This window comes from Tsuneonella troitsensis, from assembly GCF_001441535.1.
GTDB classification, from domain to species: domain Bacteria; phylum Pseudomonadota; class Alphaproteobacteria; order Sphingomonadales; family Sphingomonadaceae; genus Tsuneonella; species Tsuneonella troitsensis.
The window spans coordinates 224,259-249,491 of sequence record NZ_LMAU01000001.1 but is presented as its reverse complement, the minus strand read 5'-3'; the positions used below and the strand labels follow the sequence as shown (position 1 = coordinate 249,491).

24 protein-coding genes are annotated in these 25,233 nt (G+C 64.2%); 9 read left to right on the top strand and 15 right to left on the bottom strand.

All coding sequences use genetic code 11. From position 1 onward, the window contains the following. Nucleotide 1: 1 nt before the first annotated feature. From AR323_RS01210 to AR323_RS01190, 5 genes are all read right to left on the bottom strand, one after another. Nucleotides 2–1,444 carry a hypothetical protein gene (locus AR323_RS01210; RefSeq protein WP_057882118.1) on the bottom strand — a complete coding sequence of 481 codons (1,443 nt, stop codon included), beginning with the start codon at nucleotides 1,442–1,444 and terminating at the stop codon, nucleotides 2–4. Next, entirely contained in the window at nucleotides 1,441–2,679 is a 1,239-nt protein-coding gene (locus AR323_RS01205; protein WP_057882117.1) for a hypothetical protein, read from the bottom strand. The genes AR323_RS01210 and AR323_RS01205 overlap by 4 nt, the downstream gene beginning before the upstream one ends. Nucleotides 2,680–2,706: 27 nt before the next feature. Then, entirely contained in the window at nucleotides 2,707–4,896 is a 2,190-nt protein-coding gene (locus AR323_RS01200; RefSeq protein WP_057882116.1) for a GumC family protein, read from the bottom strand. Nucleotides 4,897–4,899: 3 nt separating this feature from the next. Then, entirely contained in the window at nucleotides 4,900–5,646 is a 747-nt protein-coding gene (locus tag AR323_RS01195; RefSeq protein WP_235510410.1) for a polysaccharide biosynthesis/export family protein, read from the bottom strand. A 67-nt stretch (nucleotides 5,647–5,713) separates the two neighbouring features. After that, on the bottom strand, nucleotides 5,714–6,943 hold the full coding sequence (locus tag AR323_RS01190) for an O-antigen ligase family protein (protein ID WP_161808699.1): 1,230 nt from the start codon (nucleotides 6,941–6,943) through the stop codon (nucleotides 5,714–5,716). A 636-nt stretch (nucleotides 6,944–7,579) separates the two neighbouring features. On the opposite strand from AR323_RS01190, the gene AR323_RS14600 reads away from it, so the two are divergent. Together AR323_RS14600 and asnB are read left to right on the top strand one after the other, a co-directional pair. Then, nucleotides 7,580–7,906, top strand: a complete 327-nt coding sequence (locus AR323_RS14600) for a hypothetical protein (RefSeq protein WP_152980277.1) — start codon at nucleotides 7,580–7,582, stop codon at nucleotides 7,904–7,906. 192 nt (nucleotides 7,907–8,098) lie between these two features. After that, nucleotides 8,099–9,979 (top strand): asparagine synthase (glutamine-hydrolyzing), encoded by a 1,881-nt coding sequence (gene asnB, locus AR323_RS01180; RefSeq protein ID WP_057882113.1) that lies wholly within the window; start codon nucleotides 8,099–8,101, stop codon nucleotides 9,977–9,979. Between the two features lie 12 nt (nucleotides 9,980–9,991). On the opposite strand, the gene AR323_RS01175 is transcribed toward asnB, so the two are convergent. The 4 genes from AR323_RS01175 to AR323_RS01160 are packed head-to-tail and all read right to left on the bottom strand — an operon-like array spanning nucleotide 9,992 to nucleotide 14,520. Then, the gene (locus AR323_RS01175) at nucleotides 9,992–11,578 is read right to left on the bottom strand and encodes a glycosyl hydrolase family 28-related protein (protein WP_057882112.1); all 1,587 of its coding nucleotides are present in this window, start codon (nucleotides 11,576–11,578) and stop codon (nucleotides 9,992–9,994) included. Then, entirely contained in the window at nucleotides 11,575–12,432 is an 858-nt protein-coding gene (gene fabI, locus AR323_RS01170; protein WP_057882111.1) for an enoyl-ACP reductase FabI, read from the bottom strand. Before fabI ends, AR323_RS01175 begins: the two co-directional genes overlap by 4 nt. Then, nucleotides 12,429–13,484, bottom strand: coding sequence for a YihY/virulence factor BrkB family protein (locus AR323_RS01165; RefSeq protein ID WP_057882110.1), 1,056 nt, complete (start codon nucleotides 13,482–13,484; stop codon nucleotides 12,429–12,431). Before AR323_RS01165 ends, fabI begins: the two co-directional genes overlap by 4 nt. A 55-nt stretch (nucleotides 13,485–13,539) precedes the next feature. Further along, complete coding sequence (locus AR323_RS01160) at nucleotides 13,540–14,520, bottom strand: DnaJ C-terminal domain-containing protein (protein WP_057882109.1); 981 nt, start codon at nucleotides 14,518–14,520, stop codon at nucleotides 13,540–13,542. A 213-nt stretch (nucleotides 14,521–14,733) separates the two neighbouring features. Between AR323_RS01160 and pdxH the strand changes: the two genes are divergently transcribed. The 3 genes from pdxH to AR323_RS01145 are packed head-to-tail and all read left to right on the top strand — an operon-like array spanning nucleotide 14,734 to nucleotide 17,071. Continuing rightward, nucleotides 14,734–15,342, top strand: a complete 609-nt coding sequence (gene pdxH / locus AR323_RS01155; protein ID WP_057882108.1) for a pyridoxamine 5'-phosphate oxidase — start codon at nucleotides 14,734–14,736, stop codon at nucleotides 15,340–15,342. Next, the gene (locus tag AR323_RS01150) at nucleotides 15,339–16,280 is read left to right on the top strand and encodes a cation diffusion facilitator family transporter (protein ID WP_057882107.1); all 942 of its coding nucleotides are present in this window, start codon (nucleotides 15,339–15,341) and stop codon (nucleotides 16,278–16,280) included. Before pdxH ends, AR323_RS01150 begins: the two co-directional genes overlap by 4 nt. Beyond that, on the top strand, nucleotides 16,277–17,071 hold the full coding sequence (locus AR323_RS01145; RefSeq protein ID WP_057882106.1) for a PhzF family phenazine biosynthesis protein: 795 nt from the start codon (nucleotides 16,277–16,279) through the stop codon (nucleotides 17,069–17,071). Before AR323_RS01150 ends, AR323_RS01145 begins: the two co-directional genes overlap by 4 nt. Here AR323_RS01145 and AR323_RS01140 read toward each other — a convergent pair. Further along, nucleotides 17,056–18,189 carry a serine hydrolase domain-containing protein gene (locus AR323_RS01140; RefSeq protein WP_057882105.1) on the bottom strand — a complete coding sequence of 378 codons (1,134 nt, stop codon included), beginning with the start codon at nucleotides 18,187–18,189 and terminating at the stop codon, nucleotides 17,056–17,058. The genes AR323_RS01145 and AR323_RS01140 overlap by 16 nt on opposite strands. A gap of 33 nt (nucleotides 18,190–18,222) precedes the next feature. Between AR323_RS01140 and AR323_RS01135 the strand changes: the two genes are divergently transcribed. Then, a complete protein-coding gene (locus tag AR323_RS01135) occupies nucleotides 18,223–18,564 on the top strand; it encodes a hypothetical protein (protein WP_083495176.1) in 342 nt (113 codons plus the stop codon). Here AR323_RS01135 and mnmA read toward each other — a convergent pair. Next, the gene (mnmA, locus tag AR323_RS01130; RefSeq protein ID WP_057882104.1) at nucleotides 18,531–19,724 is read right to left on the bottom strand and encodes a tRNA 2-thiouridine(34) synthase MnmA; all 1,194 of its coding nucleotides are present in this window, start codon (nucleotides 19,722–19,724) and stop codon (nucleotides 18,531–18,533) included. The two genes, AR323_RS01135 and mnmA, sit on opposite strands and share 34 nt — an antisense overlap. A gap of 131 nt (nucleotides 19,725–19,855) precedes the next feature. On the opposite strand from mnmA, the gene AR323_RS01125 reads away from it, so the two are divergent. The 3 genes from AR323_RS01125 (at nucleotide 19,856) to AR323_RS01115 (ending at nucleotide 20,902) form a co-directional block, all read left to right on the top strand. Then, a complete protein-coding gene (locus tag AR323_RS01125; RefSeq protein WP_057882103.1) occupies nucleotides 19,856–20,164 on the top strand; it encodes a hypothetical protein in 309 nt (102 codons plus the stop codon). After that, nucleotides 20,161–20,460, top strand: coding sequence for a CtrA inhibitor SciP (sciP, locus tag AR323_RS01120; protein ID WP_057882102.1), 300 nt, complete (start codon nucleotides 20,161–20,163; stop codon nucleotides 20,458–20,460). Before AR323_RS01125 ends, sciP begins: the two co-directional genes overlap by 4 nt. Before the next feature lie 175 nt (nucleotides 20,461–20,635). Continuing rightward, complete coding sequence (locus tag AR323_RS01115; protein ID WP_057882101.1) at nucleotides 20,636–20,902, top strand: GlsB/YeaQ/YmgE family stress response membrane protein; 267 nt, start codon at nucleotides 20,636–20,638, stop codon at nucleotides 20,900–20,902. An 81-nt stretch (nucleotides 20,903–20,983) separates the two neighbouring features. Here the strand turns inward: AR323_RS01115 and msrB are convergent, their stop codons facing one another. The 4 genes from msrB to AR323_RS01095 all read right to left on the bottom strand — a co-directional run bounded on the left by msrB (nucleotide 20,984) and on the right by AR323_RS01095 (nucleotide 25,197). Next, complete coding sequence (gene msrB, locus AR323_RS01110) at nucleotides 20,984–21,478, bottom strand: peptide-methionine (R)-S-oxide reductase MsrB (RefSeq protein ID WP_057882100.1); 495 nt, start codon at nucleotides 21,476–21,478, stop codon at nucleotides 20,984–20,986. 44 nt (nucleotides 21,479–21,522) lie between these two features. Further along, a complete protein-coding gene (locus AR323_RS01105) occupies nucleotides 21,523–22,851 on the bottom strand; it encodes a cytochrome P450 (RefSeq protein ID WP_057882099.1) in 1,329 nt (442 codons plus the stop codon). A gap of 103 nt (nucleotides 22,852–22,954) precedes the next feature. After that, complete coding sequence (locus tag AR323_RS01100) at nucleotides 22,955–24,217, bottom strand: ABC transporter permease (protein ID WP_057882098.1); 1,263 nt, start codon at nucleotides 24,215–24,217, stop codon at nucleotides 22,955–22,957. Then, entirely contained in the window at nucleotides 24,214–25,197 is a 984-nt protein-coding gene (locus AR323_RS01095; RefSeq protein ID WP_057882097.1) for an ABC transporter ATP-binding protein, read from the bottom strand. The genes AR323_RS01100 and AR323_RS01095 overlap by 4 nt, the downstream gene beginning before the upstream one ends. Between the last annotated feature and the right edge of the window lie 36 nt (nucleotides 25,198–25,233).

Sequence of the window (25,233 nt, the reverse complement as noted above, 5' to 3'; positions counted from 1 at the left end):
GCTAGGCATAGCGCAAACCGAACCAGGCACCGTGGACCAGCAGCATGCCCAGGATTATGGTCGTCAGGACCAGTCTCACCGTACTCCGATCCGCAGGATCGCGCAGGTCGGGCAGCAGCCCGGTGAGGAAGAAAAACGACATGAACGCGGCGAGATGCCGCGTTTCGAGGCTGGTCATCACGATAATCGCGCTCAAGACGACCGGTGTCGCCGATACGAATACGAAAGCGGGGCTGCGCAACCTCGGGTCGCGGGCAATGCGGTAGATGCCGACGAAAACGAAACCGGAAATCGCGTAGAACGTGACGGCATTCAGCGACTTGAAGAAGGGAATGGCGCTGTTGCTGTCCAGCCCGTTCCAAGCCGGGATCGGGAAGTAGAACAGGTAGGGAAGGCCCAGTGCAAGGCGAATATAGAACGGCTGATTGACGATCAGCGAGGTGCCCAGCGAACCGGATCGCGATTCCTGATTGGCCGCCGACGAATACTGGTCCTGACCGGTGAGGAGCATGCGCTGGATCTCGTCTCCGAACACGACGACGGCCAACACGACGAGCGCCGAGCCGAGCAGGGTGGACAGCAGCATGATGAACCGGCTGTCGCCGCGGCCGCGAGAGAAATTGAGCGAGATCATCGCCATAGCGGCAATGATAATGGGGATAAAGAAGAATTCCGCGCGTAGGACCTGCAAAGTTGGCATCATTCCAAGCGTAACCACTACGGCGGCGGTCAGCTTACCCGTCTCGACACGGGCAAGATAGCGGATCCAGAAGTGCGACAGCAACGCGATGGCAAGATAGATCACGCTGTCGCGCAGGTGCACTCCCGCAAGAAGCCAGAGATTGCCCGAAATGCTGATGAAGAGAGTGAGGCGCTGGAACCGGTAATCGTCATGCCCATAGAGTTCTCGCGCGCTGCGTGCGCAGACGACGCTGGCGATCGCGACGATAAGAACGTTCATCGTGATGCCGACATACTGCTCGCGTGGGAAACCCAGCAGAGCGGCAGTGTCGTAGAACCACGACCAAAGAACGACCGCCCCGGATCCTTCGGTTACCGTCCGCAAATCCTGGAGAGAACGGACAGCGCCTGCTCGGCTGGACAGGTCGAAAAACGAATACGCGTCGGATGCGAGCTGGAGAGGGTCGTAGAGCGCGATCGCATAATACGAAGCGATCCCTGCCGCGAGCAGGCCGATCGAGAAGCTGCGAACGAAAATCGTCGAGTCCTGTCGGTCGCCGGACCCTCGCATGGAAAGGAACAGCACGGGCGGCAGCAAGACGACCAGCGCCAAAAGAAGGGGGGCCAGCGACTGGTACAGGGCGACCTGGAGGCCCGCGCCTACCAGGAATGCCAGGAGCGATGCCAGCGAGGCCCGGCGCCCCCTTCCGAGCGTCCGCGACAAAGGCGGCCTTGCGGCGGCGAAATCGACGGTCGCGGTCATTGCGGCATCGTCGATTTCGCCGCCGATGCCGAACCCGAAGCGAGAGCCAGGTCGATCCTCGCGATTTCGAGATCGTCGGTAGGCGTCGTACCCGCGGGGCCGCTATGCCTGAGCCACACCTCCACCCAGACGAAGGGGCAATCGGCCGAAACGACGAAGTTGCTCGATCCTATCGTGGGGGTTTTGGCCGTCCCCAGCGTGGCTTCGCCGCCGTCGCCGGCGCAGCGCATCTTCAATTGGGTGGCGTAATCCTTTAGGATTCGCGGATCGCGGACCTTCATCCCGATCGCATACCGGCCCGGGTTCAAGCGGACCAACTGGCGCCCCACCAGCGTTTCTCTTGACGATTCGGTAGACGTCACCAAGGCCTTGATTGCCGGATCGACCTCCGCATCGTAGCGAACGTCGGAGAAGGTGTTCCAATCGAACGGTACGAACGCGGGTGTGGCGCTGAAATCGGCATTCCGCAATGCGTTGCCTGCAGTCTGCCCACCGGGAGCGAGCTTGCGGAAAAGCTGATACGCCAACGAGTACTGCTGATCGTCTGCCAGGCGGCGAACAAGTTCCGCATCGTTACCCGCAGGATTTCCGTAGCCATCCTTCAGCAAATCCAGGCGCAGCCGGGCGGCATTAGCGAGTGCGGGGCGGCTCCGCGCCACTCTGAGCCAGAACTGTTCGGCCCAGGGCGGCCGGGCTTCCAGCATCGATCGCATGTGGGGGAGAATGGCCTCCTCTCGCATGGCGGTCGTCATCACATCGAGCAGCGTCTCCGAGGCGACGCCGCCGGTTCGCAGCAGCGCGTCGTACCGTTCGAGGATGAAGCCAATCCGGCCGTTCTGGCTGGCGTCCTCGATCAGAGAAAGGTTCGCCAGGAGATTGCGCTGCGACTGCTCTAGCGCGTGGCCGAACAGGTCGCGGGATGCCGTCTTGTCGCCATTCAGATTGCTCGTGAAGGCCAGCAAGCTGATGGCATTGCTGTTCGTCGGTTCTCGCAGGAAAGTTCGCACCGCCGCATTGCGCAGAACCGCGGGGCTTGAACGCTTGCCGCTCTGATCGGGTGAAGCAACATCGTTGAAGACCCCGTTTACATAGGCGTTCCCATCGACGATCGGCAGATCGATTGCACGTTCTGGCAGGCGCTTGGCGAGGATCACCGAAGTCGATGCCAGCGCCGCTGCCGTCGCCAGCCCGATAGCCACCGCGAAGATGGCAAAGAAGCGCAGGCGCATGCTCATGACAGGATCGTCCGGACGACCGACCGATCAGGCCGGCTTGCTTCCGTATTTGAACGGATCGTCGCGATCGCTGCCATAGCCGTATCCATAGCCGTAGCCGTAAGCCGGGCCGCGTTTGTCGACCTTGGTGAGCATCGCACCGAAGATGTGCGCTTGGGCCACCTCGAGGCGGGCGATCGCATCCTTGATGCGGCGGACCTTCGCATTTTCGAATTCGACGGCCATCACCACGCCTTCGACGATACGCGATATGAGCGGCGCGTCGGCCAGCCCCAGGATCGGCGGCCCGTCGACGAGCACGTGGTCGAACCGGCCGTTCAGCTGGCGGACTAGGTCCTTTATGCGGTTGCTGCTGAGCAATTCTAAAGTGCTTGGCGGAGCGGGTCCGGCGACCAAGACCGACACGCGCGAATTCTCCGGCTTCATGATCAGCTGGTCGAGTTCTGCATTGCCGGACAGATAGTTGCTCAACCCGCCTTTGTTTTCGAGACCGTAGAACGTGTGCGCGGTCGGATTCCGCATGTCGGCATCGACGATCAGAACGCTCCGGCCAAGCCGCGCGATGATCTCGGCGAGCGCATGGGCGGACGTGCTCTTGCCCTCGTTGGCGACCGTGCTCGTAAACATGATCGAGCGGGGAATCCCGTGGTCCGTGAGGAACGACAGGTTCGTTGCGATCGAAGAATAGGCTTCTGAAAGGTCGGACTTGCGATCCGCCAAGGCCACCGACACATCGTCCTCGTCCGAGCGGGGAACGAGCCCCAGCAAGGAAATGCCGAGCATGCCTGGCACTTCGGAAGGATCGGAGATGCTCTGATCGACCTGCTCCCGGATGAACACGTAGGAGATCGCAGTCGCCAGGCCGAGAAGAAGGGCCAGCGCCAAATTCAGCTTCAGATCAGGCTTGGACGGTCCTTCGGGAATCTCTGCGGGATCCACGACGGCAACGTTGCTCGTGCCTACGCCGGCTACGCCGATTTCCTTGTAGCGCTGGAGGAGTCCGTCGTAGAGTTCGCGATTGGTATCCACTTCGCGCTGATAGATGTTGTACTGGATCGAGTCCGAGCGCTGGAGGTACAGTCGGTCTTCGAGTGCAGCGACCTGACTGCGCAGGTTTTGCTCGCGCGCGAGCGCCTCGCGGTAAGAGGAGCGCACACCGCTACCGACGCGGCTCTCTTCCCGCTTGATCGCCTCATCGAGCGAAGACATTTGCGATCGCAGAGCCTGCACAGGCGGGTAACCGTCTTCGAACTGGGCGCGAAGCTTCGCGTATTCCGATGCGACTTCCGCGCGTCGTTGCCGCAAACCGGGCAGTGCGACACTCTCGGTGTCGGCGACCGAACTCGCGCCGGCCCCTGCAAGCCGGGCTTCGGCTTGAATACGGTCGGTCGTCGCTTTCGTTAGCGCGGCATTGAGCGCTTCCAAGCTGCTGCTCGCCAGTGTGCGCTGCCCGCTCGTCCGGCCCTCGGAATCGGTCGTCGTCTCGATCGGCAGGATGTTCTTTTCAGCCGCGTAGCGCACCAGGTCACGTTCCGACTGTTCGAGCTTTTCACGCAGCTCTTCCAGCCTCGAAGTCAGGAACTTGCGGGCGTCCGCGGTGGAATCGAACCGCCGCGCGAGCTTGGCTTCAATAAACTGATTGGCCCACGCATTCGCTATGCGAGCCGACATTTCGGGATCGGCACTGGTGTAGCGCAGATCGACCAGAGCAGAGTTTCGCACGGGTTCGACATCCACGTTCCGCATGAGTATGTCGGTTGCGATCTTTTCGCGTTCGGCGCGGCTGAGCGAAGTCTCCACACTGGGATCGACACCGCCCGCGACGAAGAACGCATCGTCCGAAACGAGCTTTTCGGCGCGCACGACCCGCTCTGCCAGCGAGCGCGACTCCAGCAACGAATACTGCGTCTGATAGAATTCGAGGTCCTGCCCGGCCGTATCCGGCTGCAAGCCCTCGACATTGGTCACCCGCTCTTGCTGGCGACTGATCTCGATTCTCGACGAAGCAGTATATTGCGGGGTTGTGAGCAACGTCACCAGCAGCGCAATGAGCAGAGTCAGGGCGAGAATGACGACAATGTCGATGCGGTATTTGTTGGCGGCGTGCCACACGCGTTCGATGGCGGGACTTTCGCCTGCGCCGACTGCGCGGCCCTCGACCACACCGGTCGTCGCACCTGTCGGATTGGCTGCGGGGAACTCTACGATCTGGCTCATGGTTCAGAGTCTTTGCAAGAGCACGACCAAAGGCGATGCCAACAGCGGTGAAAGGTCGCGGAACAGGCGGCGGGCAGCGGAGTCGCCGACGACCACGACATCGTTTGGATACACCTCCGGGTCCTCGTAGTTGCCGAGCCGGATTGCCTTCAGGTCGTAAGCCCCGGCATACCGGACGCCGTCGACTTCGCGAAAAATAAGGACCGATTCGAGCTTGGCGAGGTCCGATGTGCCCTGCGCCAGCGCGATCGTGCGCAAGAGCGTCATTTCGCCGATGACGGGGAACCGGCCCGGATTCTTTACTGCCCCCTCGACCGTCACGACCTGACTCACGGTTTCGATCAGGTTTACAGTCACTTGGGGATCGCGGATGATCCGGCCGCGCAGCCGATCGCTAATTGCATCGGAGATTTCCTGCGGCGTAAGGCCCCCGGCCTCAATCGTTCCCGCGAAGGGAAACGAGAGGCGGCCGCTCGCGTCGATCTGGTATTCCTTATTCTGCAACTGATCGACACCGAACACGTCGATGCGCAGCTTGTCGAAGGGGCCGACCAGATACGGGCGCTCGGCCGCCAGTACGTCCGCTCGCGATGGCGGCGGTAGTGCGCTTTGGTGCACCATATTAAGGGACGGGTCCGTACCTATATCCGGCGTCGAGCACGCACCCGCTAACGCGACGGCGGCGGCGACCAAGCCCCAACGAAGAATATTCAAAACTAAGGTTTCCTTAAATATGCTTGGCGCGTCCACTAGCGTATCGCGTTCGCGTAGTAAACCGCGCGAGTGACCCCTCCATGAACGCCGATAACAGCACAAGTCATTGCGATCGCGTGTTTTTTCCAGCTAAAATGTAGGTCGCGGAGGCCGCGAGCATCATGATTATGGGCGTGCGCAGCGGATAGTCGACTGCGCTGGCGATGGCAGTTAGCACGATGATGGCCACCGCGACGAGACCCTCTGCGTCGAAACGGTTGCCACGCGCGAGCGCGCCCTCTCCTGTCTTTCGGGCGACCCACATCAATCCGGCCAGCAGGAGAAAGGCGGCGGGCAGGCCACCCTCGATGAGGAATTGCAACCAGTCGTTGTGCGCCTGGTTGAAGATCAGGGGGCTCAGGACTTCTGTAGTTTCATAACGGGTGAAGACGCTGGCGAATGCGCCGAAGCCGATCCCTGCGATCCAGTGATCCTGTAGCATCCGCAAAACAAGGCCGACGCGCTCGAAACGCCCGTCTTTCAGCGCACTGTCACCAGCGATCCGCTCGATCGCGGTGCCCTGCTGGAGGTATAGCGTGAAGGCGACCATGGCGGCGACCATCGCCAGCAGCGCCACCGCCCCCAGCCGCCGCACTCGCGGCGACTTTAGCCAGGGGACTTGCGCGGCGTTTGGGACGATGATCCGCACCGCAGCGACGATCGCCAGCGAGGCCAGCACAAGGCCCGCACGCGAGCCGGCCACGAGGACGAGGGCGAGCACGACCATCGCTGCCATGCCGATTACTCCGGCAAACAAGAGCCGCAGCTTCCCCGCGTCGATCAACTTCGCCACGAAGTATGCGATGAGCACGAATTCGATCGCCAGGAGCAGCGAAAGATGGTTGCGATTGGCGAACGGTCCCACGGGGAAACCGAAATTGGTGTAGGCATAGGTGTACAATGGCCCCCGGTCAGGGCCGGCGACCTGCGCCACCGCCCACACGACCGCCAGTCCGCCCATCACCGCCACGGGCATGAGAATTCTAGTGCGCGATGGACCTTCCTGGACTGCGAGAATCAGGATGGTCGCGAGCGGTACCGTCAGCGAAAACAAGGCATTCAGCGTCAGCGACGGCGCTAGCGAAAGGGGCCTGGCTGTCATCGCGAGACCCGCGTCCTGTGCGATGCGCGCGTAGAGCTCGCGCCCCGGCAGTGCCGTCCACCACGAAGGCGGAAGAGGAACCAACTGCACGATCATGAGCAGTGCAAGAAGAAACAGACCCACGAGCGGCACGCGCACCGCACGCAAGTCGCCAGGGCGGGCTACGAGCAGCGCGTATGCAGCGACGAACACGGCAAACGGCCGGAGCAAGACGAGCGATACGATATCCGCACGCGAGCCGCCGCCCAACAAGAACAGGGCTGCGCAGAAGGCACAAAGAACCAAGTAACGAGCGGCAGCACCCGCCGGTCCTCCGCCCAAAGAGGTCGCAACCCGATAGCGCCGGTCGCGATCCCGACGTTGCTTTGTTGATCGTGACATGAGAGTTCAGCTGAATCCGTTTTCCGGCGCCTACGGAATGTCCGGAGCGATTGCAATCGCGGAGCGGCGACGGTCCGTTAGCCTCGACGACAGTGCGTCGGTCAGCGATCAGCCGACTTGCCTCTCGGCGATCGGGGTACTACCGGACCGCTGCCCAGCCGGGACGCGCCCTGTCGTTGCTGGCGTCCGGATCGGTACGCCCCCCGCTCCGACGCATAGCCGGTTTAATTGTAGAGGCTTATAAGCACGATGATCGACCGGTCCGACAATTCTCCAAGCAAGCTGCGCCATACCGGCGGATTCGTCGCGCCACCGGTCCGGCGATCGCATCGTGCCTCCAGAAGCCTTCGCTCATCAGTCTTCGCTTCGCTTCTCGCCGGGCTGGTATCCGCATGCGGCGCTGCGCCACCGGAGCGGCCGCATTGGACGTTCGACCAAAATGGCGTGGTGAGCGATTCGGACAAGCGCGCTGCCCAGCTCCTGTCGCTGAGCAACAACAGCGAACTCGATGTATTAGAGGATCCGCAAAAGCGCGCGACTTCGTGCATCGCTGCGATCGGGTCTCTGGGAGAAAGATTGCGATCGGCTGGCTCGCTCCGTGCCGAACATGAGCGCGCGGTTGGGGTCGCGATCGACATTTATCGTCGCAAGGCGCTGGCAGCCGGGATGGCTCCGGCCGAAGTTTCGCGCGCCGTGGCCGAGAGCCGCGCCGAGGTCGACGACGGGAACCAGCAAGCGCGTATGGCTATGGCGTGTCTGCGCCAGTTGACCTGACAGCGCCTTGATTTTTACGATGGCACGCGCACGTCCCGTGAACACGCCGCGATTCAGGCACGCGGTCGCGATGGGGCCAGTCGTCCGACCATGATCGCGGCGGCGTGCCGGTTGAATCAATCGGGTGTTGCACCCGCAATTGCCTGTCGCCATTGACGGGCGCCCACCCGTTGAAAAGGTTTCGATAAAGGCATGTGTGGCATCGCAGGAACACTCGGCCTCGTGCGGCGCGATGCCCGCCGGGATGCCGCGGTCATGAACGCGGCGCTCGCCCTGCGGGGCCCCGACGACTGCGGCGCGATCGTTGAACCGCCGGTGATGCTCGCGCATCGCCGGCTGGCGATCATCGACGTTTCGGCCAACGGGCACCAGCCGATGACCGACGCCTCGCAACGTTTTGCGATGGTCTACAACGGCGAAATCTACAATCATCGCGAGCTGCGCACCGAGCGGCTGCGCGGCTGCGCGTTTCGCGGAGGCAGCGACAGCGAGACGCTGCTTGAGCTGTTTGCACGCTATGGCACCGATGCGTTTGCCTTGCTCAACGGTATTTTCGCGGTGGCCATCTGGGATCGGAAAGAACAGACCCTCGTGATCGGCCGCGACGGGATGGGCGTGAAACCGCTCTATCTGTGGCGCCCTCCGGGCGGCGGGCTGGGAATCGCTTCGGAATTGAAAGCGCTCCAGGCCCTCGACGGTTTTTCCGCCGAGCTCGATTGCACCGCGGCGGCAGCCTACGTTACGTATCTGTACTCGCCGGGCGAGCGGACGATGTTCCGCACCGTTCGCAAGCATCCGGCCGGCGTATGGACACGCTACGACGCCGCTGGGCGGGAAGCCGGTAGCGGATGTTTCTTCGCGCTCCCTGATTATCGGCCGCGCACGATGTCCGCAGCCGAAGCTGTGTCGACCACGTACCGCGAACTGGGCGATGCCGTGGAACGGCAGATGCTTGCCGATGTCGAGGTCGGCGCTTTCCTGTCGGGTGGACTCGATTCCACCGCCATCGTCCATTTCGCCGAGCGCCATTCGCCCGAGCGCCTGCGCTGTTTCACCATCCGCTACGGCGACGACGGATCCACCCGGGGAGAGATGGTCGCCGACCTGCCCTTCGCTCGCGAAGCGGCCGCGCATCTTGGTGTTGAGCTGCACGAAGTGCCTATCGATCCCGGTCTCGCGCGCGATCTTCCGCTGCTGGTCGATATGCTCGACGAACCGCAGGCGGACCCTGCCGCGCTCGGCAACTTCTTCATTTCCCGGGCGGCCAGCGAACTTGGTCTCAAAATCCTTTTGGGCGGAGCGGGCGGTGACGACATGCTCACCGGGTATCGCCGGCATCTCGTGGCCGCGCACGACGCGAAGATCGGGCTCGTCCCTTCGGCTCTCCGCAGCGGCTTGGCGCGTATGGCACTCCGTATTCCGTCGGATTCGCACATGGTCCGCCGCCTGCGCAAAGCGCTGGTGAGCGGGGTCGGAAGCGCGGACGAAAGGTTGTTGACGGCTTTCGAATGGCTCCCTGCGGAGGCCGCGAGCGACCTGCTGTGCGAACCGGTCGGCGGCGATGCGGTGCGGCAGCCTTTCGCCAGCTATCTCGACGATCTCGAGGCGAACGCCGTCGAGCGGATGCTCCGACTCGAGCAGCGCTTTTTCCTCCGCGATCACAACCTCAACTACACCGACAAGACGGGCATGTCGGCCAGCGTGGAAATCCGCGTACCGTTTCTCGATCTGCAGTTCGTCAAGTTTGCATCGCACTTGCCTACCGAATTCAAGCTGCGCTCGGGCGTGACCAAATGGGCGCTGCGAAAGGCCATGGAGCCGCACCTGCCCCGCAACGTGATCTACCGGCCGAAGACTGGCTTCGGCGTACCGCTACGCTCGTGGCTTGCCGGCCCGATGGGCGAAACGATCGCCGACCTGACATCGCGCGAAACCCTGGATTCGCGCGGGCTGTTCGATGGACGGGCGGTTGCTGCGCTGCGCGACGATCACTTCGCGGGACGGATCGACGCAGCGTATCCGTTGCTGGCTGTGGCGATGATCGAATTGTGGTGCCGTCGTTTCGCAAGTTAGCCTGCGGCCGGGTCAGGCCTCAACCATGAAGCTGGCCACGCCAGAATACATGTCCCCGGCTACTTCCGCGCACGAGCGGCCGCGCCCGGACCGGGGATCGATCACCACGAGGCGATTTCCGCGGACCGCCATCACGTTGCCGAGCGGATTGCGTTGGTCGCCCAGGACGACGCCTTCGCCCTCGCCCTCCTTCGCCGCAAAAGGCAGTTCGATCAGCGCGGCCTCGGCAGAAGACGAACTCGGTGGAAAGGCGACTCGGAAGCGAACCTGAACCGCGTTGCCTACCTTGGTGAAACTGCCCGTTCCGCCCGCGAAGCGAAAGCCGGGACCTTGCGGGGCAAATCGCCCTTCCCGGTAATCGTCGAGAGTGCGGGGATGAACCGATGGGACTGGAGTGTCGGGAAATACAATGCCGCCAGCCGAAAGGCGCGATGCGGCGGCACTCATCGAAGCACCGCCCCTGTCGATACCGCGATAGTGCGTCGCGACGTTCTCGACCATCGGCTCGATTACGGTCAAACCGTAGCAAGCATATCCGAAATCGACGAAAGTGCCCCCGCCGGATCCTCGGTAATAGCCGCCGACGATCGTCGTGCTTTCCGAAGAACTCAGCGTGAGCGCGGTCGCATCCGGCCCGATCTCGAAGAAGCCTCCGGCAATCGTGCATCCGCGCGAATTTCCCCGCCGCGCGACGATGATCCGTTGCGCCGCTTCGTGGTAATTATTATGCAGTGAGCACCCGCGTGCCGCTTCAAGTTCAATCGCGATCATCACCGCCGAAACATCGCAGGACTCGACGCGATTGGAGTTTCCGTTTATCACTATGCCGATTGTGCCCGCCAAGGCTGGCTGGCCGAGCACGCCGACCACCCGGCAACCAACGAACAGGTTGGCATTGACGTTGTCGTTTCCGCAGCGAATCGCGATACTGCGCTGGCCGGAAGTTGGAGCGCCCGGACATGCGACCGACATGCCCTCGAATCGGTTGACCCAGCTGTGGTCGATATCGACCGCTGCCCGTTCGAATTCGCCGATTCCATACTCGCCAGATACTGCAATACCGCTGAAACGTGACTGAACGAAACCGTACAGCTGCATCGCATGACGATATCTGGCGCTCTTTTGTGAAGCAATCAGGATTGGCGCACCCGAAAAATTGAAGTTGTAGACCGATCCGCCTCCTTTTTCCTTTTCACGTCGCGAACCGAGGATGAAGTCTCCCCCTGTACCCACGAGCTGGACGGTTCCGTCGGCATGGAATGTCAGGTTTCGAGTTCCTGTGAGGTCGATCGTGTCGACGTTGTAAGTTCCGCGGGGAAAGACGATCCGAATTTCCTGGTATTCGACCTGGCGCGCCCGTTTGATCGCTGCACGGATCGCGGGCCCGTCGTTGGTGACGCCGTCGCCGAGCGCACCGAAATCGCGGACGGAAAAAGTCAGTGAGTCTCGAAGCATAGTCTGCGGAGCAGCCGGATCGGCGACTGCTGCCGCACCGATTGCCGCCCCGGACAGAATGCCAGCGCCGCTGGCCACCAGCGTTCGCCGGTCAAGCCGGTCATTCACACGGGCGGTCGAGCCCGCCCCGTCGAACGTCTTCATGGTTTTTGATCCCGGTTAACGCGTTTGCCTTGAACCAACCTAATATCCGGCGCGTCCTCCTGCTTCATGCCGACGACGTGATACCCGGCATCGACGTGGTGGACCTCTCCTGTCACGCCGCTCGACAAGTCGGACAACAGGTAGAGGCCAGAGCCGCCGACATCCTCGATCGTCACGTTGCGGCGCAGCGGCGCGTTCAACTCGTTCCACTTGAGGATGTATCGGAAGTCGCCGATCCCGCTGGCCGCCAGCGTCTTGATCGGACCGGCGCTGATGGCGTTCACGCGGATGCCTGCGGGTCCCAGATCGTTGGCGAGGTACCTGACGCTCGTTTCCAGCGCCGCCTTGGCCACGCCCATGACGTTGTAGTGCGGAATCACCTTTTCGGCGCCGTAGTAGCTCAGCGTCAGGATCGAACCGCCCCCGGATCCATCTTCGCGTACCGGCTCCATCATCGCCGCCGCGCGCCGGGCGACGGCGACGAGGCTGTAGGCGCTGATGTTCATCGTCATCAGGAAGTTGTCGAGGCTGGTGTCGAGGTACTTTCCGCGCAGTTCGTTCTTGTCGGAAAAACCGATCGCGTGGACCACGAAGTCGAGCGTGTCCCAGCGACTCTTCAAAGTGTCGAAGGCGGTATCGAGCGCGGCCATGTCCGACACGTCGCAGTCGAAGCAGAAGTCGCTGCCAAGCTGCTCTGCGAGCGGAATGACCCGCTTGCCCAGCGCCTCGCCCTGGTAGGAAAACGCCAGTTCCGCGCCGTGCTCGCGCAGTTTCTGTGCGATGCCCCAGGCCAGCGACTTGTCGTTCGCCAGGCCCATGATAAGGCCGCGCTTGCCCGCCATCAGCTGTGTCATTCGATACCCTCGTTCTGCGCTTTCTGTTCGTCGATGCTCTCGGTCGACCGATGGTCCGCAGCTCGGCGCCGGTCGTCGGCTTGCCCGATGCGGTTCTCGGCCTCCTCGGGCGTTTCCGCGAGCGCCGCGTTGAGCTCGGCTCCGACCACCATCCCTAGTCCGACGAGATAGAAAAAGAAAAGCGCGATCATGATCCCGGCAAGGCTGCCGTAGGTCGCGTCGTAGCTGAAGAAGCTGCGGATCGCGGGCGGCAGCGCGACGGTTACCGCGATCCACCAGACCGTAGTCGCCAGCGCCCCCGGCCACTTGGGATAGCGCCGCTTGCGATAGGCCTTCGGCGTAAGCGTGTAGAACAGAAGATAGAGCGATCCGAACAGGCCGAAGGCGGGGACGATCCGGCTAATCCGTAGTGCGTCGATCGCGTCGCCCAGGCGCGGCAGGTAGGCGTCGATGACCTCCTGCGCGGTCCCGATCAGGACCTGCGCGAGGAGGCTGACCATCAGCAGGACCACCGAACCGAAGATCACCCCCGCCGACCACAGGCGGTACTTCCAGAATGCGTGCGTGGCGGGCGTGCCATAGGCACGGCGCAGGATATCGCGGATCGTCTCGATCAGGCTCGACACCGTCCACAGGCCGACCAGACCGCCAAGCCAAAGCAGCCAGCCGCTGCGCGCTTCGATCACCGAGCGGGCGACCGGCTCGATCACGTTGGCGACGATGGGCGGGAGCGCGTAAAGAACCGCGTTGACCGTCGCGGCGCGATCGGCCTGCTCACCGAACAGCGAAAAGATCGCCGCGCCCAGGATGAAGAACGGGAAGATCGCGATGATCGCCATGTAGGCTAGGTTGCCGGCGTGGATGAAACCGTCGTTGTATGCGCCGATCGCTACGCGTTTGGCGATTTCGAAGAATCGGGTTCCCGGACCGACGCTACTGGCGACCTGCGAACGAAAATCCGCCCGGTGAAGCAGCGCGTCGATGCGTCGATCCTCGGGCGTGAGCTTGTGCACCTCGCGCTCGACGATTTCGGGGACGAGGGGTTCGCTCATGCTATCCCGAACGGGTTGGCGGACGATCGCAGTTTCGATCGGGGCCGCAGGACGATCAAACCCCCAGCTTCGCCCGAGGGTTGCGGGTGTCCTGCCAACCTTCGAGGCGTTTGGCGAGTTCCGCGACGTCTTCCGGCAAATCGATTTCCAGAGTCACGAGCTGGTCGCCCCTGTTGCCGTCCTTCTTGCCGAAACCCTTGCCGGCCAGACGCATGGTCTTGCCGCTGCTGGTTCCCGGCTGGACCGTGAGCATGACCGGCCCATCCACCGTGGGGACCTTGATCTTCGCGCCCGACACCGCCTCGGCCAGCGTGATCGGCAGGTCCAGGCGGACATTGTCGCCCTCGCGCCGGAAGAAAGGGTGCGGGTCGATCGCGATCGTCACGATGCCGTCGCCGGGGCCGCCGGGACCTTGCTGGCCCTTGCCCTTCAGGCGCATCTGCGTTCCGTCCTCGACGCCTGCGGGCAGCTTGAGGTCGATCGTCTTGCCGTCTGCCAGTGTGATGCGCTGATCCTTGCGCGCGGCTGCGTCGACGAACGGGACACGCAGGCGATAGGCGATGTCCGCGCCTTTCTGCGGCGGAGGAGGACGGCGCTGCTGGCCCGTGAAACCGCCTTGGCCGAAACCGCCGCCGCGAGCAGTCCGGGCACCGCCGCCGCCGCCGAACAGACCTTCGAACAGGTCGCCAAGGTCGATCCCGTCGGCCCCGCCGCCCATTCCGCGCAGGTCCTCCGGGCGAAATCCGCCTCCGCCGCCGCCATAACCGCCGCCCCCGAAACCACCGCCGCCGAAACCGCCGAACGGGCTGGCCGGGTTGCCGTCGGCGTCTATTTCGCCCCTGTCGAACTGCGCGCGCTTCGCCGGGTCCGACAGCAGGTCATAGGCGCGGGTAACTTCGGAAAAGCGCTCCGAAGCCTTGGGATTGTCTTTGTTCCGGTCGGGATGCAGTTCCTTGGCCAGCTTGCGATAGGCGGACTTGATATCCTTCTCGCTCGCGCCGCGCGCTACTCCAAGGGTTGCATAGGGATCAGCCATGGCGTGTTAGCTAGGTGACACGCCGCGCGGGCGCAAGGACGCCGCGAGGGGAGCGAAGCTTTCCTACGTCGACGGCTGGGAGTAGGGCCGCGAAATGCCATGCGCCTGCTCCTGCATATGCAATGCCTACGACCGCGGGAGGCGGGCTGATTTACTTTCTCCAGGACAGTGTGACAGCGTGACACGAGTGAGACAAACCGGAAGGCCGGACCAATGAACGACGCACACTCCGCCTTGCCCGATTCGGATCCGATGGATCTGTTCTCGACCTGGTTCGCCGAAGCGTGGGACAGCGAACCGAACGATTCGAACGCCATGGCACTCGCCACCGCGACGCCCGGCGGGGCGCCTTCGGTGCGAATGGTGCTCCTCAAGGAGTTCGGGCCGGAAGGATTCACGTTCTACACCAACGCGCACAGCCGCAAGGGCGGAGAAATCCTCGCCAATCCGCAGGCCGCGCTGCTGTTTCACTGGAAAAGCCTGCGCCGCCAGATCCGCGTCGAGGGGCCGCTAACCGAAGTGAGCGCCGAGCGCGCCGACGCCTATTTCCACAGCCGCGCCTTCGTCAGCCAGGTGGGGTCCGCCGCGTCGGACCAGTCGCGTCCGCTCGACGACCGGACCACGTACATTGCGCGGGTCGAAGCGATCGAGGATGCCTGCAAGGCCGCCGGCGAAGTACCGCGTCCGCCTCACTGGACGGGGTTTACGCTCGATCCGGTGGCGATCGAGTTCTGGCTCGACCGGCCGGGTCGGCTGCACGACCGGCGGCGGTTCGAACGCACGGAAGGCGGCGGCTGGAGCAGCACGCTGCTCTATCCGTGACCGCCGACGACCGCGCCCGGCTGACCCGCAGCGCCGCCTTCGCGTCCATCGCGATGGCGTTGTTTCTGGGTGCGATCAAGGGATGGGCCACCTGGCGGACGGGCTCCACCGCGATGCTCGGCAGTCTTGCTGATACGGCGCTCGACCTCGTCGCGAGCCTTGCCACGCTGTGGGGCGTGTGGTTCGCCGCGCAGCCAGCAGACGCGGAGCACCGCTGGGGTCACGGCAAGGGCGAGGCGCTGGCGGCGATCTTCCAGGTCATGCTGATCGCCATCTCGGCGGCGGCCATCGCATTCCGGGCGACGAGCACCCTGATCGCCGCCGAGCAGCAAACGCAGGCAGCCGATACCGGCATTGCGGTTTCGCTTATCGCGATCGCGGCGACTTTCGCGCTGCTCGCATGGCAGCGACACGTCATTCGTCGGACGGGCAGCCTCGCCATCCGCACCGACAACCTGCACTACGAATCCGATCTCTATCTCAACCTGTCGGTGATCGCTGCGCTGGTGCTGGATCAGTACCTCGGGTTTTCCGCCGCCGATCCGTTGTTCGGGCTGGGGATCGCGGCCTGGCTGCTGCTCGGCGCTTGGCGGGCGGCGAGCGACGCCATCGACCAGTTGCTCGACCGCGAGTGGCCCGAGGAGCGGCGGCTCGCCTTCGTCGCCGCGGCTGCCGAGCATCCCGAGCTGTCGAACCTGCACGACTTGCGCACGCGGACCAGCGGGATGCATGATTTCGTGCAATTCCACGTCGATCTGCCGCCCAGCCTGACCGTGGGGGAGGCGCACGACATCATCCACCGGGTCGAAAACGACCTGCGCGCGCGATTCCCGGGAATCGAAGTGCTGATCCACATCGATCCCGAAGGCCACGTGGACGAACCGGACAACCCGCTGGTCGAGGAAGACCAGTTTGCCAAGCTGGGAGACACCCCATGAAACTGCCGTACTGGCACGTCGATGCGTTCGCGGACCGGCCATTCCGTGGCAACCAGGCTGCGGTCATGCCGCTCGACGCGTGGCTGCCCGACGAAACGCTCCTCGCCATCGCGGAAGAGAACAAGTTCGCGGAAACCGCCTTCGTGGTTCGCGACGAAAGCGGCGCTTCCGACTGGGAGCTGCGCTGGTTCACTCCCGCGATGGAAATCCGCCTGTGCGGTCACGCGACGCTGGCCAGCGGGCACGTCCTGCTGGGCCGGGACGGCGGCGACCGGGTGACGTTTCGGACCCGGCGTGCGGGAAACCTGGAGGTGAAGCGGCACGGCTCCGGCTACGAACTGGCGTTGCCGGCGATAGCGACTCAGCCTGGCGCATGGCCCGAGGCGGTCGCGCTGCTCGGTGCACAGCCGCAGGAAGTGTGGCGTAGCTCGGATCGGTACGGGATCTACCTGTTCGCCAGCGAGGCCGAGGTGCGCGCCCTTTCGCCCGACCTGCGCGGTCTTGGCGCGCTCGGCGACGACCAGTTCATCTGCACGGCACCAGGTGAGCACTTCGACGTGGTCAGCCGGGTGTTCGTGCCGGGCGGCGGAGTGGACGAGGATTCGGTCACCGGATCGGCGCACGCGGCGCTGACCCCGTTCTGGTCCGCCCGCCTGGGCCGCGACAACTTCACCGCGCACCAGGCATCGGCGCGGGGTGGGGACCTGGTTTGCCGGCTCGACGGTGACCGCGCTTGGCTCGGCGGGCCGTGCGTGACGGTGGTCGAGGGGTCCTTCTACCTAGCGGGATAGAGCGCGACGATGTCGGCCAGTTCCTGCACCATCGGCGGGCGTTCGGCGGAATCGGAATGACCGAGGCGTACGACGGTAAGCCGACGGTCGGGTGCGACGAGCACATACTGGCCCATGTGCCCGATCAGGGCGAACAGGCTGCTCGGGCCGCGCTCTGCGAACAGGGGGTCGTTGCCCTCCGGCGGATCGCGGTTGAGCCAGGTCTGCGCGCCATAATGTCCGCTGCGCGGACTCGGCTGGGTCATGAACTCGATCCAGCGGCGAGGGACGACCTGCGTTCCCCGATACGATCCTTTGTTGCGCATGAATTCGCCAAACCGCGCCCAATCGCGCGCGGTGCCATGCATCAGGCTGCCACCGATCAGCGTGCCCGCTCGGTCGAACTCAGGCACCATCGACGTCATGCCCAGCGGGCCGAACATGCGGGTCTGGAGATAGTCCGCGACCGCCTTGCGCCGCGCTTCGGGATCGGTGCTGCGGGTCAGGACGCGGGCCGCGATATCGGCCAGGATCACGGTGGTGTTGCTCGAATACTCGAACTGGCGGCCCGGCTCCGCCTCGAGCGGCTGGCTCTCGGCGAAGGTCGCCATGTCGTCGCGCCCGTCGAGGAAGAGCATTCGCACCTCGCTCGATTCGTACGGCACGTCGCCCGATTCGGTGTGCCTGAGCCCGCTGCGCATCTGGAGCAGCTGGCGCAAGGTGATTTCCCCGCGGGGATCGCCCGGTCGGCGCCAGCGCGGGATCGGTGGCGGGGCATCGAGGGTCAGCCGACCATCGGCCACCAGCAGGCCGATCATCGCCGCCGTCACGGTCTTCGCCATCGACCAGCTCACGAAGCGGGTCTGCGGTCCATATCCGCTCGCATAGCGCTCGGCCGCCACTTCGCCGCCGTGCATCACAACCAGCGCGCGGGTTTCGCCGAGGCCGTCCTTTGTGAACAGCTCATCCACTTCGCGAGCGAGCTGCTCGGTCGGGGCGCCGGGATCGGGCATGACCGCGGCCAGCGCTTCCGCGCTCAGCGGCGGCGGGGGCGCCGGCTGCGACGAGCACGCGGCAAGGGCTGGCAGCAGCGCGAGGGCGGCGATAAGGGGCTTGGTCAAGGGCTGGGGCGAAGGCATCGGCGCGGGCGCAATCGCACGGGAGGAATCGCATTGGCAACGCCAAAGAGTGCGGGAGGTCGCAAGGCCAACCGTCTCGTCTGGATCGGGGGCGCAATCGTCGCGGCACTGGCGCTGTGGCTGGCGTTCGGGGCCACCGCGGTGGGCTACGCGCGGGCGGGCACAGCCTATGGCGCTCGGGTCGCCTGTTCGTGCCGCTTCGTCGCAGGTCGCAGCCTGGAGGACTGCGCCAAGGACAAGGTCGGCGGCATGGAACTTGTCTCGCTATCAGAGGACATCGAGGAAAAGAGCGTGACCGCGCGAATGCTGGTGATCAGCGATACCGCCCGCATGAAACCCGGTTACGGATGCGTGATGGACCCCTGGGAGAACTGAACCGCGGCTTCGGTCGAATCGATCCATCCGCCGCCGACCACGCGCTCGCCGGCATATATGACGGCCGCCTGACCCGGCGCGACGCCAAATTCGGGTGCGGCGAAGCGGATGGTGGTCGCGGCTCCTTCGCCGATGGGACCTTCGAGGACGACCGGGACCGGCTTGGCCAGGCTGCGGACTTTGGCGGTGAGGGGCTCGGCCGGCAGGGGGCCGATGCGGTTCGTATCGATCAGGCGCGCCGCGGCGACCGCGAGCATGGCCTTTGGACCCACCCGCACTTCGGCGGAATCGGCGTCGATGCCCACGACATAGAGCGGTTCCGGCTGTCCGCCGATCTCAAGTCCCCGCCGCTGGCCCACGGTGTAGTGGATCACGCCCTTGTGTGATCCCAACATCTCGCCCGTAGTGGCATGGACGATCCGTCCGGGCCGAGCGCCTTCGGGGCGCAGCTTCGTCACTATGCGCGCGTAATCGCCGTCGGGCACGAAGCAGATGTCCTGGCTGTCTGGCTTGGCCGCGTTACGCAGGCCGGCCGCTTCGGCAAGGCGGCGAACCTCGGACTTCGGCAAGCCGCCTAGCGGGAAACGGAGGAAATCGAGCTGGGCCTCGGTCGTTGCATACAGGAAATAGGACTGGTCCCGAGCCGGATCGACCGCACGGTGAAGCTCGGCACCGGCAACCCCGACGATCCGCCGCACGTAGTGACCGGTCGCCAGACAGTCCGCACCCAGCTCGCGTGCCATGCGCAGCAGGTCGGTGAACTTGGGACCCATGTTGCACCGGATGCAGGGAACCGGAGTGCGACCGGCAAGATAATCGTCGGCGAAGCGATCGATCACATCCTCGCGAAAGGCGCTCTCGTGATCGAACACGTAGTGCGCGATGCCCAGCCTGTCGGCGACCGCGCGGGCATCCCGAATGTCATCTCCGGCGCAGCACGCGCCTTTGCGCCCTGTCGCCGCACCGTAATCGTAAAGCTGGAGGGTGACCCCGATGACCTCGGCCCCGCTCGCGACGGCCAGGGCGGCGACGACCGACGAATCGACCCCGCCCGACATGGCAACGACGATCCGGCTCGCATTCGCGGCGCGCGTCAGGTCGAACAGCGCGGCGGCCGCTTCGGGGGCGAGCAGGGGTGACAAGGCGGCGGTCACGGTCATTTCGGTGGCGGCGCATACACCGGCCGGACGTCGCTGGCCAGTTTCGGCCGACCGACGCACCGGCAACCTCCTAATGCCAAGTGAATTGCGGCTTTACCGGTTCTTGACCGATACGCGCGTATCACCGCGAAATGTTCGAAGCAGCCATCAAGCCTGCAGTCGCCGAAGCCGGCGAATTTTTGCGTCCCCTCGACTGGGGTGAACTCGTCGCAAGATTCGGCGCCACCCGCGACATGCGTGCGCTTGTCGGCCGCGCGGCGGCGGGTGGCAACAGCTTCGCGGCGCGTGCGACTTCCGGGCTGCCGCACGACTACGATGCAATTTGTCGGGATGACCAACCGACCATTAACCTTGAAGGTTTAGAGGGCATGAAACCGCCTGAGGCCAAATGCCTCATCACAGCAGACAAGGTGGCCATGAGCGACCAGGGAACGCGATGATCGAGAACCAGAAAATCCGTCCGGCGCAAGTGATCGGTCCGCTTGGCGAGCCGCTGAGCATAGCCGACCTGCCGCCGCCCGACACGAAGCGCTGGGTCGTGCGCCGCAAGGCCGAGGTCGTTGCCGCGGTCAACGGCGGTCTGCTGACGATCGACGAAGTTCTGGAGCGATACGGCCTCACGCTCGAGGAGTTTGCTTCGTGGCAGCGTGCGGTCGATCGATCGGGCATGCAGGGTCTTCGGGTTACCCGCATACAGCACTACCGCGACCTCTACGAACGCCAGCTCAAGTACTGAGCGACGCATGGGGCGCCGGGGGGCGTCTCTGCGAAATCGTTCGGCCAATTCCCGGAAACGCGCTAGCATTCTCTTCCCGGCTCATCGCAGCCGGGGAACGCCTTGTGCCAAGCGCCGTTCTATGCGGCGTACAGTGCGCAATACTTACGGGCGCAAAAACAGGAGGAGTGCGAAAATGGGTTGGATCATCGCTATTATCGTCGGCGGCGTCGCTGGCTGGCTTGCAAGCATGGTCATGGCGCGCGACGCGTCGATGGGCATCGTCATGAACATCATCGTCGGCATCGTCGGGGCGATCATCGGCAACCTGCTCGCAGGTCCCCTGTTCGGCATCGATACAACGATCCAGACGTTCAACCTTCCCGGGTTCCTCGTCGCCATCGTCGGCGCGATTATCCTGCTTGCGATCGCCAACCTCGTCCAGCGCGGACGGGTTCGCTAAGAACTAGCAGGCAAGTGAAATTACGGGCGGCGGGACCTAGGTTCCGCCGCCTTTTTCGTACCCGGCGCGATTGATGGAACGTCAGGCTTTCGCAGGTCGGAACTTCATCGCGCCGCCGTTCATGCAATACCGCTTGCCGGTCGGCTTGGGTCCGTCGTTGAATACGTGGCCCAGATGTCCACCGCAATCCGCACACAGGACCTCGGTCCGCGGAACGCCGATCTTGTAATCGGTATCGGTCGCGATGGCGCCCGGCAGGGGCTGCCAGAAACTCGGCCAGCCCGTCTTGCTGTCGTACTTGGTCGCCGACGAAAACAGTTCGTTGGAGCAGCCGGCGCACAGGAACGTGCCTTTGCGCTTTTCCTTGTCCAGCGGATGCGAGAAGGGGCGTTCGGTGCCAGCCTCGCGCAGGATGTAGTACTGATTCTTCGTCAGTCTGGCTTTCCATTGGGCGTCGCTCATGCCCTTGGGCCACGACTTCGCCTCTGCCGGCGAACCGCCGCATGCGGCCAGGATCGGCACTGCTGCCGCACCGGCAAACCATGCCACGAACGAACGGCGAGATGTCTGCGTCATGTCCGCGGTGGTCGCACCAGGGTGCACAACGGGGCCTGAACGGGTCAGAATTCGGTTACCTCGACCTCGAGCTTGCGGAACCCGTGCACAAAGTTGGCGCGCACCCGTTCGACGTCGCCCGCAACGTGAACGCGCATCCGCCGCTTGTGCATTTCCTCGAGCAGGACGCGAAGCTGCAGTTCGGCAAGGCGGGCGCCGACGCACCGATGGATGCCGTAGCCGAAGGCAAGGTGCCGCCGCGCGTTTTCGCGCGTGATGTCGAGCTTGTCGGGATTCTCGAATACCGCCTCGTCGCGGTTAGCCGAGATATACCACAGGATGAGCTTTTCGCCCGCCTTGACCGTTTGTCCGAAGATCTCGCTGTCCTCGGTCGCTTGGCGGCGCATGTGGGCCAGCGGGGTCTGGTACCGGATGCATTCCTGGACCGCATTCTGGATCAGCGAGGGGTCTTCCTCGAACAGCTTGCGCTGGTCGGGGAACTTGTCGAACGCATGAATGATCCCGCTCATGGTGTTGCGGGTCGTGTCGTTGCCGCCCACGATCAGCAGCACCAGGTTGCCCATGTATTCCTCGGGGCTCATCTGGTTCATTGCCGGCGAATGGATCATCATCGAGATGAGGTCCGGCGAAGGTTCCTTCTGTGCCCGCTCCATCCAGAGCTTGGTGAAATAGGCGCCCATTTCGCGCAGGATGCCCTGCCGCTGCATGTCGAGGTCGCGGACAAGGCCGATCTCGGTATCGCCCGCCCAGTCCGACCAGAAAGTCAGCAGGCGGCGATCTTCCCACGGAAAATCGAACAGGAGCGCGAGCATCCCCGTCGTCAGTTCGATCGAAACGGTATCGACCCAGTCGAACACCTCGCGCCGCGGCAGTGTGTCGAGCAATTCGCCGGTCCGCGCGCGGATTTCGGTTTCCATGTCGCCCATGTTCGATGGCGTGAACTTAGGTGCCACGGTGCGTCGCTGGCCGGTGTGCTTGGGCCGGTCCATCGCGATGAACATCGGCAGCTCGAACCGGTCGCGGCCGAGTTCGGCCAGCTTCTCGTCGCTCAGCTTGTCGAGGATCGTGATGCCCTCGGCCGAGGAATAGAGATCGGGCAACGCCTCGATATGCTGGATCGCACGGTGGCTGACGACGTTCCAGTGCGGTCCGAAAGGGCTGTCCTCGACCTTGTGAAGATCTCCCGCGGCCCGCATCTCGCGGAAGATCGGCTGCCAGCGATCCTCGTAATAGATGTCCGAGCGGCTGACGTCCCACTTTTCGCTATGATGCGGGATGACCTGCGGATTTTCCTTCAACGCCTTTTCGAGCGCGTCCGCAGCACGGGGCGAAGTGGTCCAGGTCATTGGCGCTTCGAGTGGCTGCGTGGCCATCGATTCTCTCCTGCTCGGGCGACTCCGGTCCGGCCGCCTCTCGTCGCGCCTATCCTGCCGCTGCTTACCGCAGTGTCAATAGCAGGTTTCGAATTGCGACCGATCAGGCGGGCGCCTTGCCGCCGCGCCCCATGAAGCGCGCGATCAGGCCGCTCCTACCCGCGCCCTGCGGGCCGGACTTCATGACCCGACGGCGGAACAGCCGCGCACCGAAGCGGACGAAGACGACAACCCACAGCACCTGCCAACCAAGCGCCATGAGATGGGGCCACAGCGCCGCTTCCTGCGCCGCGCGAGATATCATCGCGTAAGGGCTGCTGAAGGGGAACGCGACCGCCGCGATCTCGACCGGCGAGCCGATGTCGCTGGTTGCATAAGTGGCGAGGAAGAATACGCCCAGTTGTAGGATCGTGGCGGGCATCGACAGGGTCTGCACATCGCGCACCGTCGGGGCCATCGCGCCTATCGTCAGAAAGATCGACCCGATCAGCAAGTATGCCATCGCGAAATAGATCAGGAACAGCAGCGCGAAGAGGGGCCAGCCCACTGCGGGCGCGGGCAGGCCCGCCATCCCGATGCCGTTCATCCCGCCGCCCATGCCGCCAATGCCCACCGCCAGTCCGCCCAATCCGCCCCAGACTGCGATCCCGACGAAGCTGACCCCGAGCATTGCGAACAGCTTGCCCACGAAAACCGCGTCCATCGGAATTGCCGCGGCCAGAATTTCGATGATCTTGTTGGCCTTTTCCTCGACCAGGTTGGACATGACCATGCCAGCCAGCAACATGGTCAGCAGGAACATGAGGGTGACCGAGCCCGTGGCGGTGCCCGCCCGCGCGCTGCGCTGGGTCGCTCCGCTAGACGCGGTCGGTTCCAATGCGACCTCGGGGTAATCCTCGCCCGATCCCCGCGCCGCCGCCGCAGCGAGCGCGACCTCGCCCTTCCATCGATCGATCCGTTCCTCGGTGCCGATCAGGCGCGGAGCTTCGAGTGTTCCGGTTAGGACCGCGCCGAAATTGCGGTCCTTGTCTGCGAGAATCGCGGACGCTTCGCCCGCCAGGGGATCTACCCGGACCATGTCGGGCAGGTCGATAAGGGTGTCGAGCCGGTCGGACGCGCGCTCGATCGCGGCCGCGTCGGCCTGATCCATCGCGATCGCCAGCACGGCTGGCGTCGTGTTCTCGGCAGCCTTTCGACCGACTGACGCGGCGCCGATGCTGATCAGGCCGAAAAAGACCGGGCCGAGTAGAAAAAACAGGAAGGCCTTGGAAAACAGGATCGCCGTGAAATCGCGCCTGGCGATCACGAACGCGGCGCGAGGCAGCGGCAGGCGGCTCATTCGCGTGTTGGCCATTTGATCGGTCATCGCGCCTGCTCCGCCGAAGTTTCTTCATCGAGCGCGCGCGCCGCAGCTTCGCCCGCGATGTGCACGAAGGCATCGTGCAGTCCGGCCCGCTCGATCGAGAGCGACAGGATCCCCGCGTTTCCTTCGATAAGGGCGCGCAAGAGCGGCTCGATCCCGCTTTCGGGCAGCGAGAACAGCCAGAAGTTTCCTTTGTGCCGGACATCGGCAGGCAGCGCGGCGCGCCACGGACCGTCGACCGCGGCGGTCTCGAGCCGGACCTGCGCCGGGATGCGGTCGCGCGCGGCATCCACGCTGCCGGCGTAGGGCACCTTGCCCCCGGCGATGATTGCCACGCCTTCGCACAACCGCTCGGCATGGGCGATAACGTGGGTCGAGAAGATCACTGTCGTCCCCTCGTCGGCGAGCGTGCGGATCATCCGTTCGAGCTTACCCTGGTTGAGCGCATCGAGCCCGCTGAACGGCTCGTCGAGGACGACCAGGCGCGGGCGGTGGACCAGCGTGCCGAGCAGCTGCACGGTCTGCGCCATGCCCTTCGACAGCTGGCGAATCTGCCGGTCGGCGGCGTGGCCGAGTCCGTGCTCCTCGAGCAGATCCCGGCCGCGCCGCTTGGCTTCGGCCAGCGGCATTCCGCGCAGCGCACCCAGGAAGCCGATCGCTTCGTAGGCCTTCATCGAGGGGTAGAGTCCACGTTCCTCGGGCAGGTATCCGACCAGGCGGGCGATATCGTGCGGGCGCTCGTGCCCGAACATGCGGCGCACGCCTTCGTCGGGGTCGATGATGCCGAGCAGCATTCGCAGCGTCGTGGTCTTGCCCGCACCGTTGGGGCCGAGAATGCCGTAGATCGCACCCTGCGGCACGGTCAGGTCGACTCCGTCGACGGCGGTCGTGCCGTCGAACCGTTTGACGAGGCCGATGGCCTCGAGCGCCAGGGGGCGCGATACATTGTCGGAAGCGGCGGTTGCGCCTAGCGGTGCGTGCATAGGCTGCGGGCGTTAACCCTGCGGCATGAACGGGAG

Coding starts and splice junctions, on each gene's coding strand:
- AR323_RS01160 (WP_057882109.1), bottom strand. CDS start 14,520: ATGGCTGATCCCTATGCAACCCTTGGAGTAGCGCGCGGCGCGAGCGAG.
- pdxH (WP_057882108.1), top strand. CDS start 14,734: ATGAACGACGCACACTCCGCCTTGCCCGATTCGGATCCGATGGATCTG.
- AR323_RS01095 (WP_057882097.1), bottom strand. CDS start 25,197: ATGCACGCACCGCTAGGCGCAACCGCCGCTTCCGACAATGTATCGCGC.
- AR323_RS01200 (WP_057882116.1), bottom strand. CDS start 4,896: ATGAGCCAGATCGTAGAGTTCCCCGCAGCCAATCCGACAGGTGCGACG.
- AR323_RS01115 (WP_057882101.1), top strand. CDS start 20,636: ATGGGTTGGATCATCGCTATTATCGTCGGCGGCGTCGCTGGCTGGCTT.
- AR323_RS01165 (WP_057882110.1), bottom strand. CDS start 13,484: ATGAGCGAACCCCTCGTCCCCGAAATCGTCGAGCGCGAGGTGCACAAG.
- AR323_RS01145 (WP_057882106.1), top strand. CDS start 16,277: ATGAAACTGCCGTACTGGCACGTCGATGCGTTCGCGGACCGGCCATTC.
- asnB (WP_057882113.1), top strand. CDS start 8,099: ATGTGTGGCATCGCAGGAACACTCGGCCTCGTGCGGCGCGATGCCCGC.
- mnmA (WP_057882104.1), bottom strand. CDS start 19,724: ATGACCGTGACCGCCGCCTTGTCACCCCTGCTCGCCCCCGAAGCGGCC.
- fabI (WP_057882111.1), bottom strand. CDS start 12,432: ATGACACAGCTGATGGCGGGCAAGCGCGGCCTTATCATGGGCCTGGCG.
- sciP (WP_057882102.1), top strand. CDS start 20,161: ATGATCGAGAACCAGAAAATCCGTCCGGCGCAAGTGATCGGTCCGCTT.
- AR323_RS01210 (WP_057882118.1), bottom strand. CDS start 1,444: ATGACCGCGACCGTCGATTTCGCCGCCGCAAGGCCGCCTTTGTCGCGG.
- AR323_RS01140 (WP_057882105.1), bottom strand. CDS start 18,189: ATGCCTTCGCCCCAGCCCTTGACCAAGCCCCTTATCGCCGCCCTCGCG.
- msrB (WP_057882100.1), bottom strand. CDS start 21,478: ATGACGCAGACATCTCGCCGTTCGTTCGTGGCATGGTTTGCCGGTGCG.
- AR323_RS01105 (WP_057882099.1), bottom strand. CDS start 22,851: ATGGCCACGCAGCCACTCGAAGCGCCAATGACCTGGACCACTTCGCCC.
- AR323_RS01175 (WP_057882112.1), bottom strand. CDS start 11,578: ATGAAGACGTTCGACGGGGCGGGCTCGACCGCCCGTGTGAATGACCGG.
- AR323_RS01125 (WP_057882103.1), top strand. CDS start 19,856: ATGTTCGAAGCAGCCATCAAGCCTGCAGTCGCCGAAGCCGGCGAATTT.
- AR323_RS01100 (WP_057882098.1), bottom strand. CDS start 24,217: ATGACCGATCAAATGGCCAACACGCGAATGAGCCGCCTGCCGCTGCCT.
- AR323_RS01205 (WP_057882117.1), bottom strand. CDS start 2,679: ATGAGCATGCGCCTGCGCTTCTTTGCCATCTTCGCGGTGGCTATCGGG.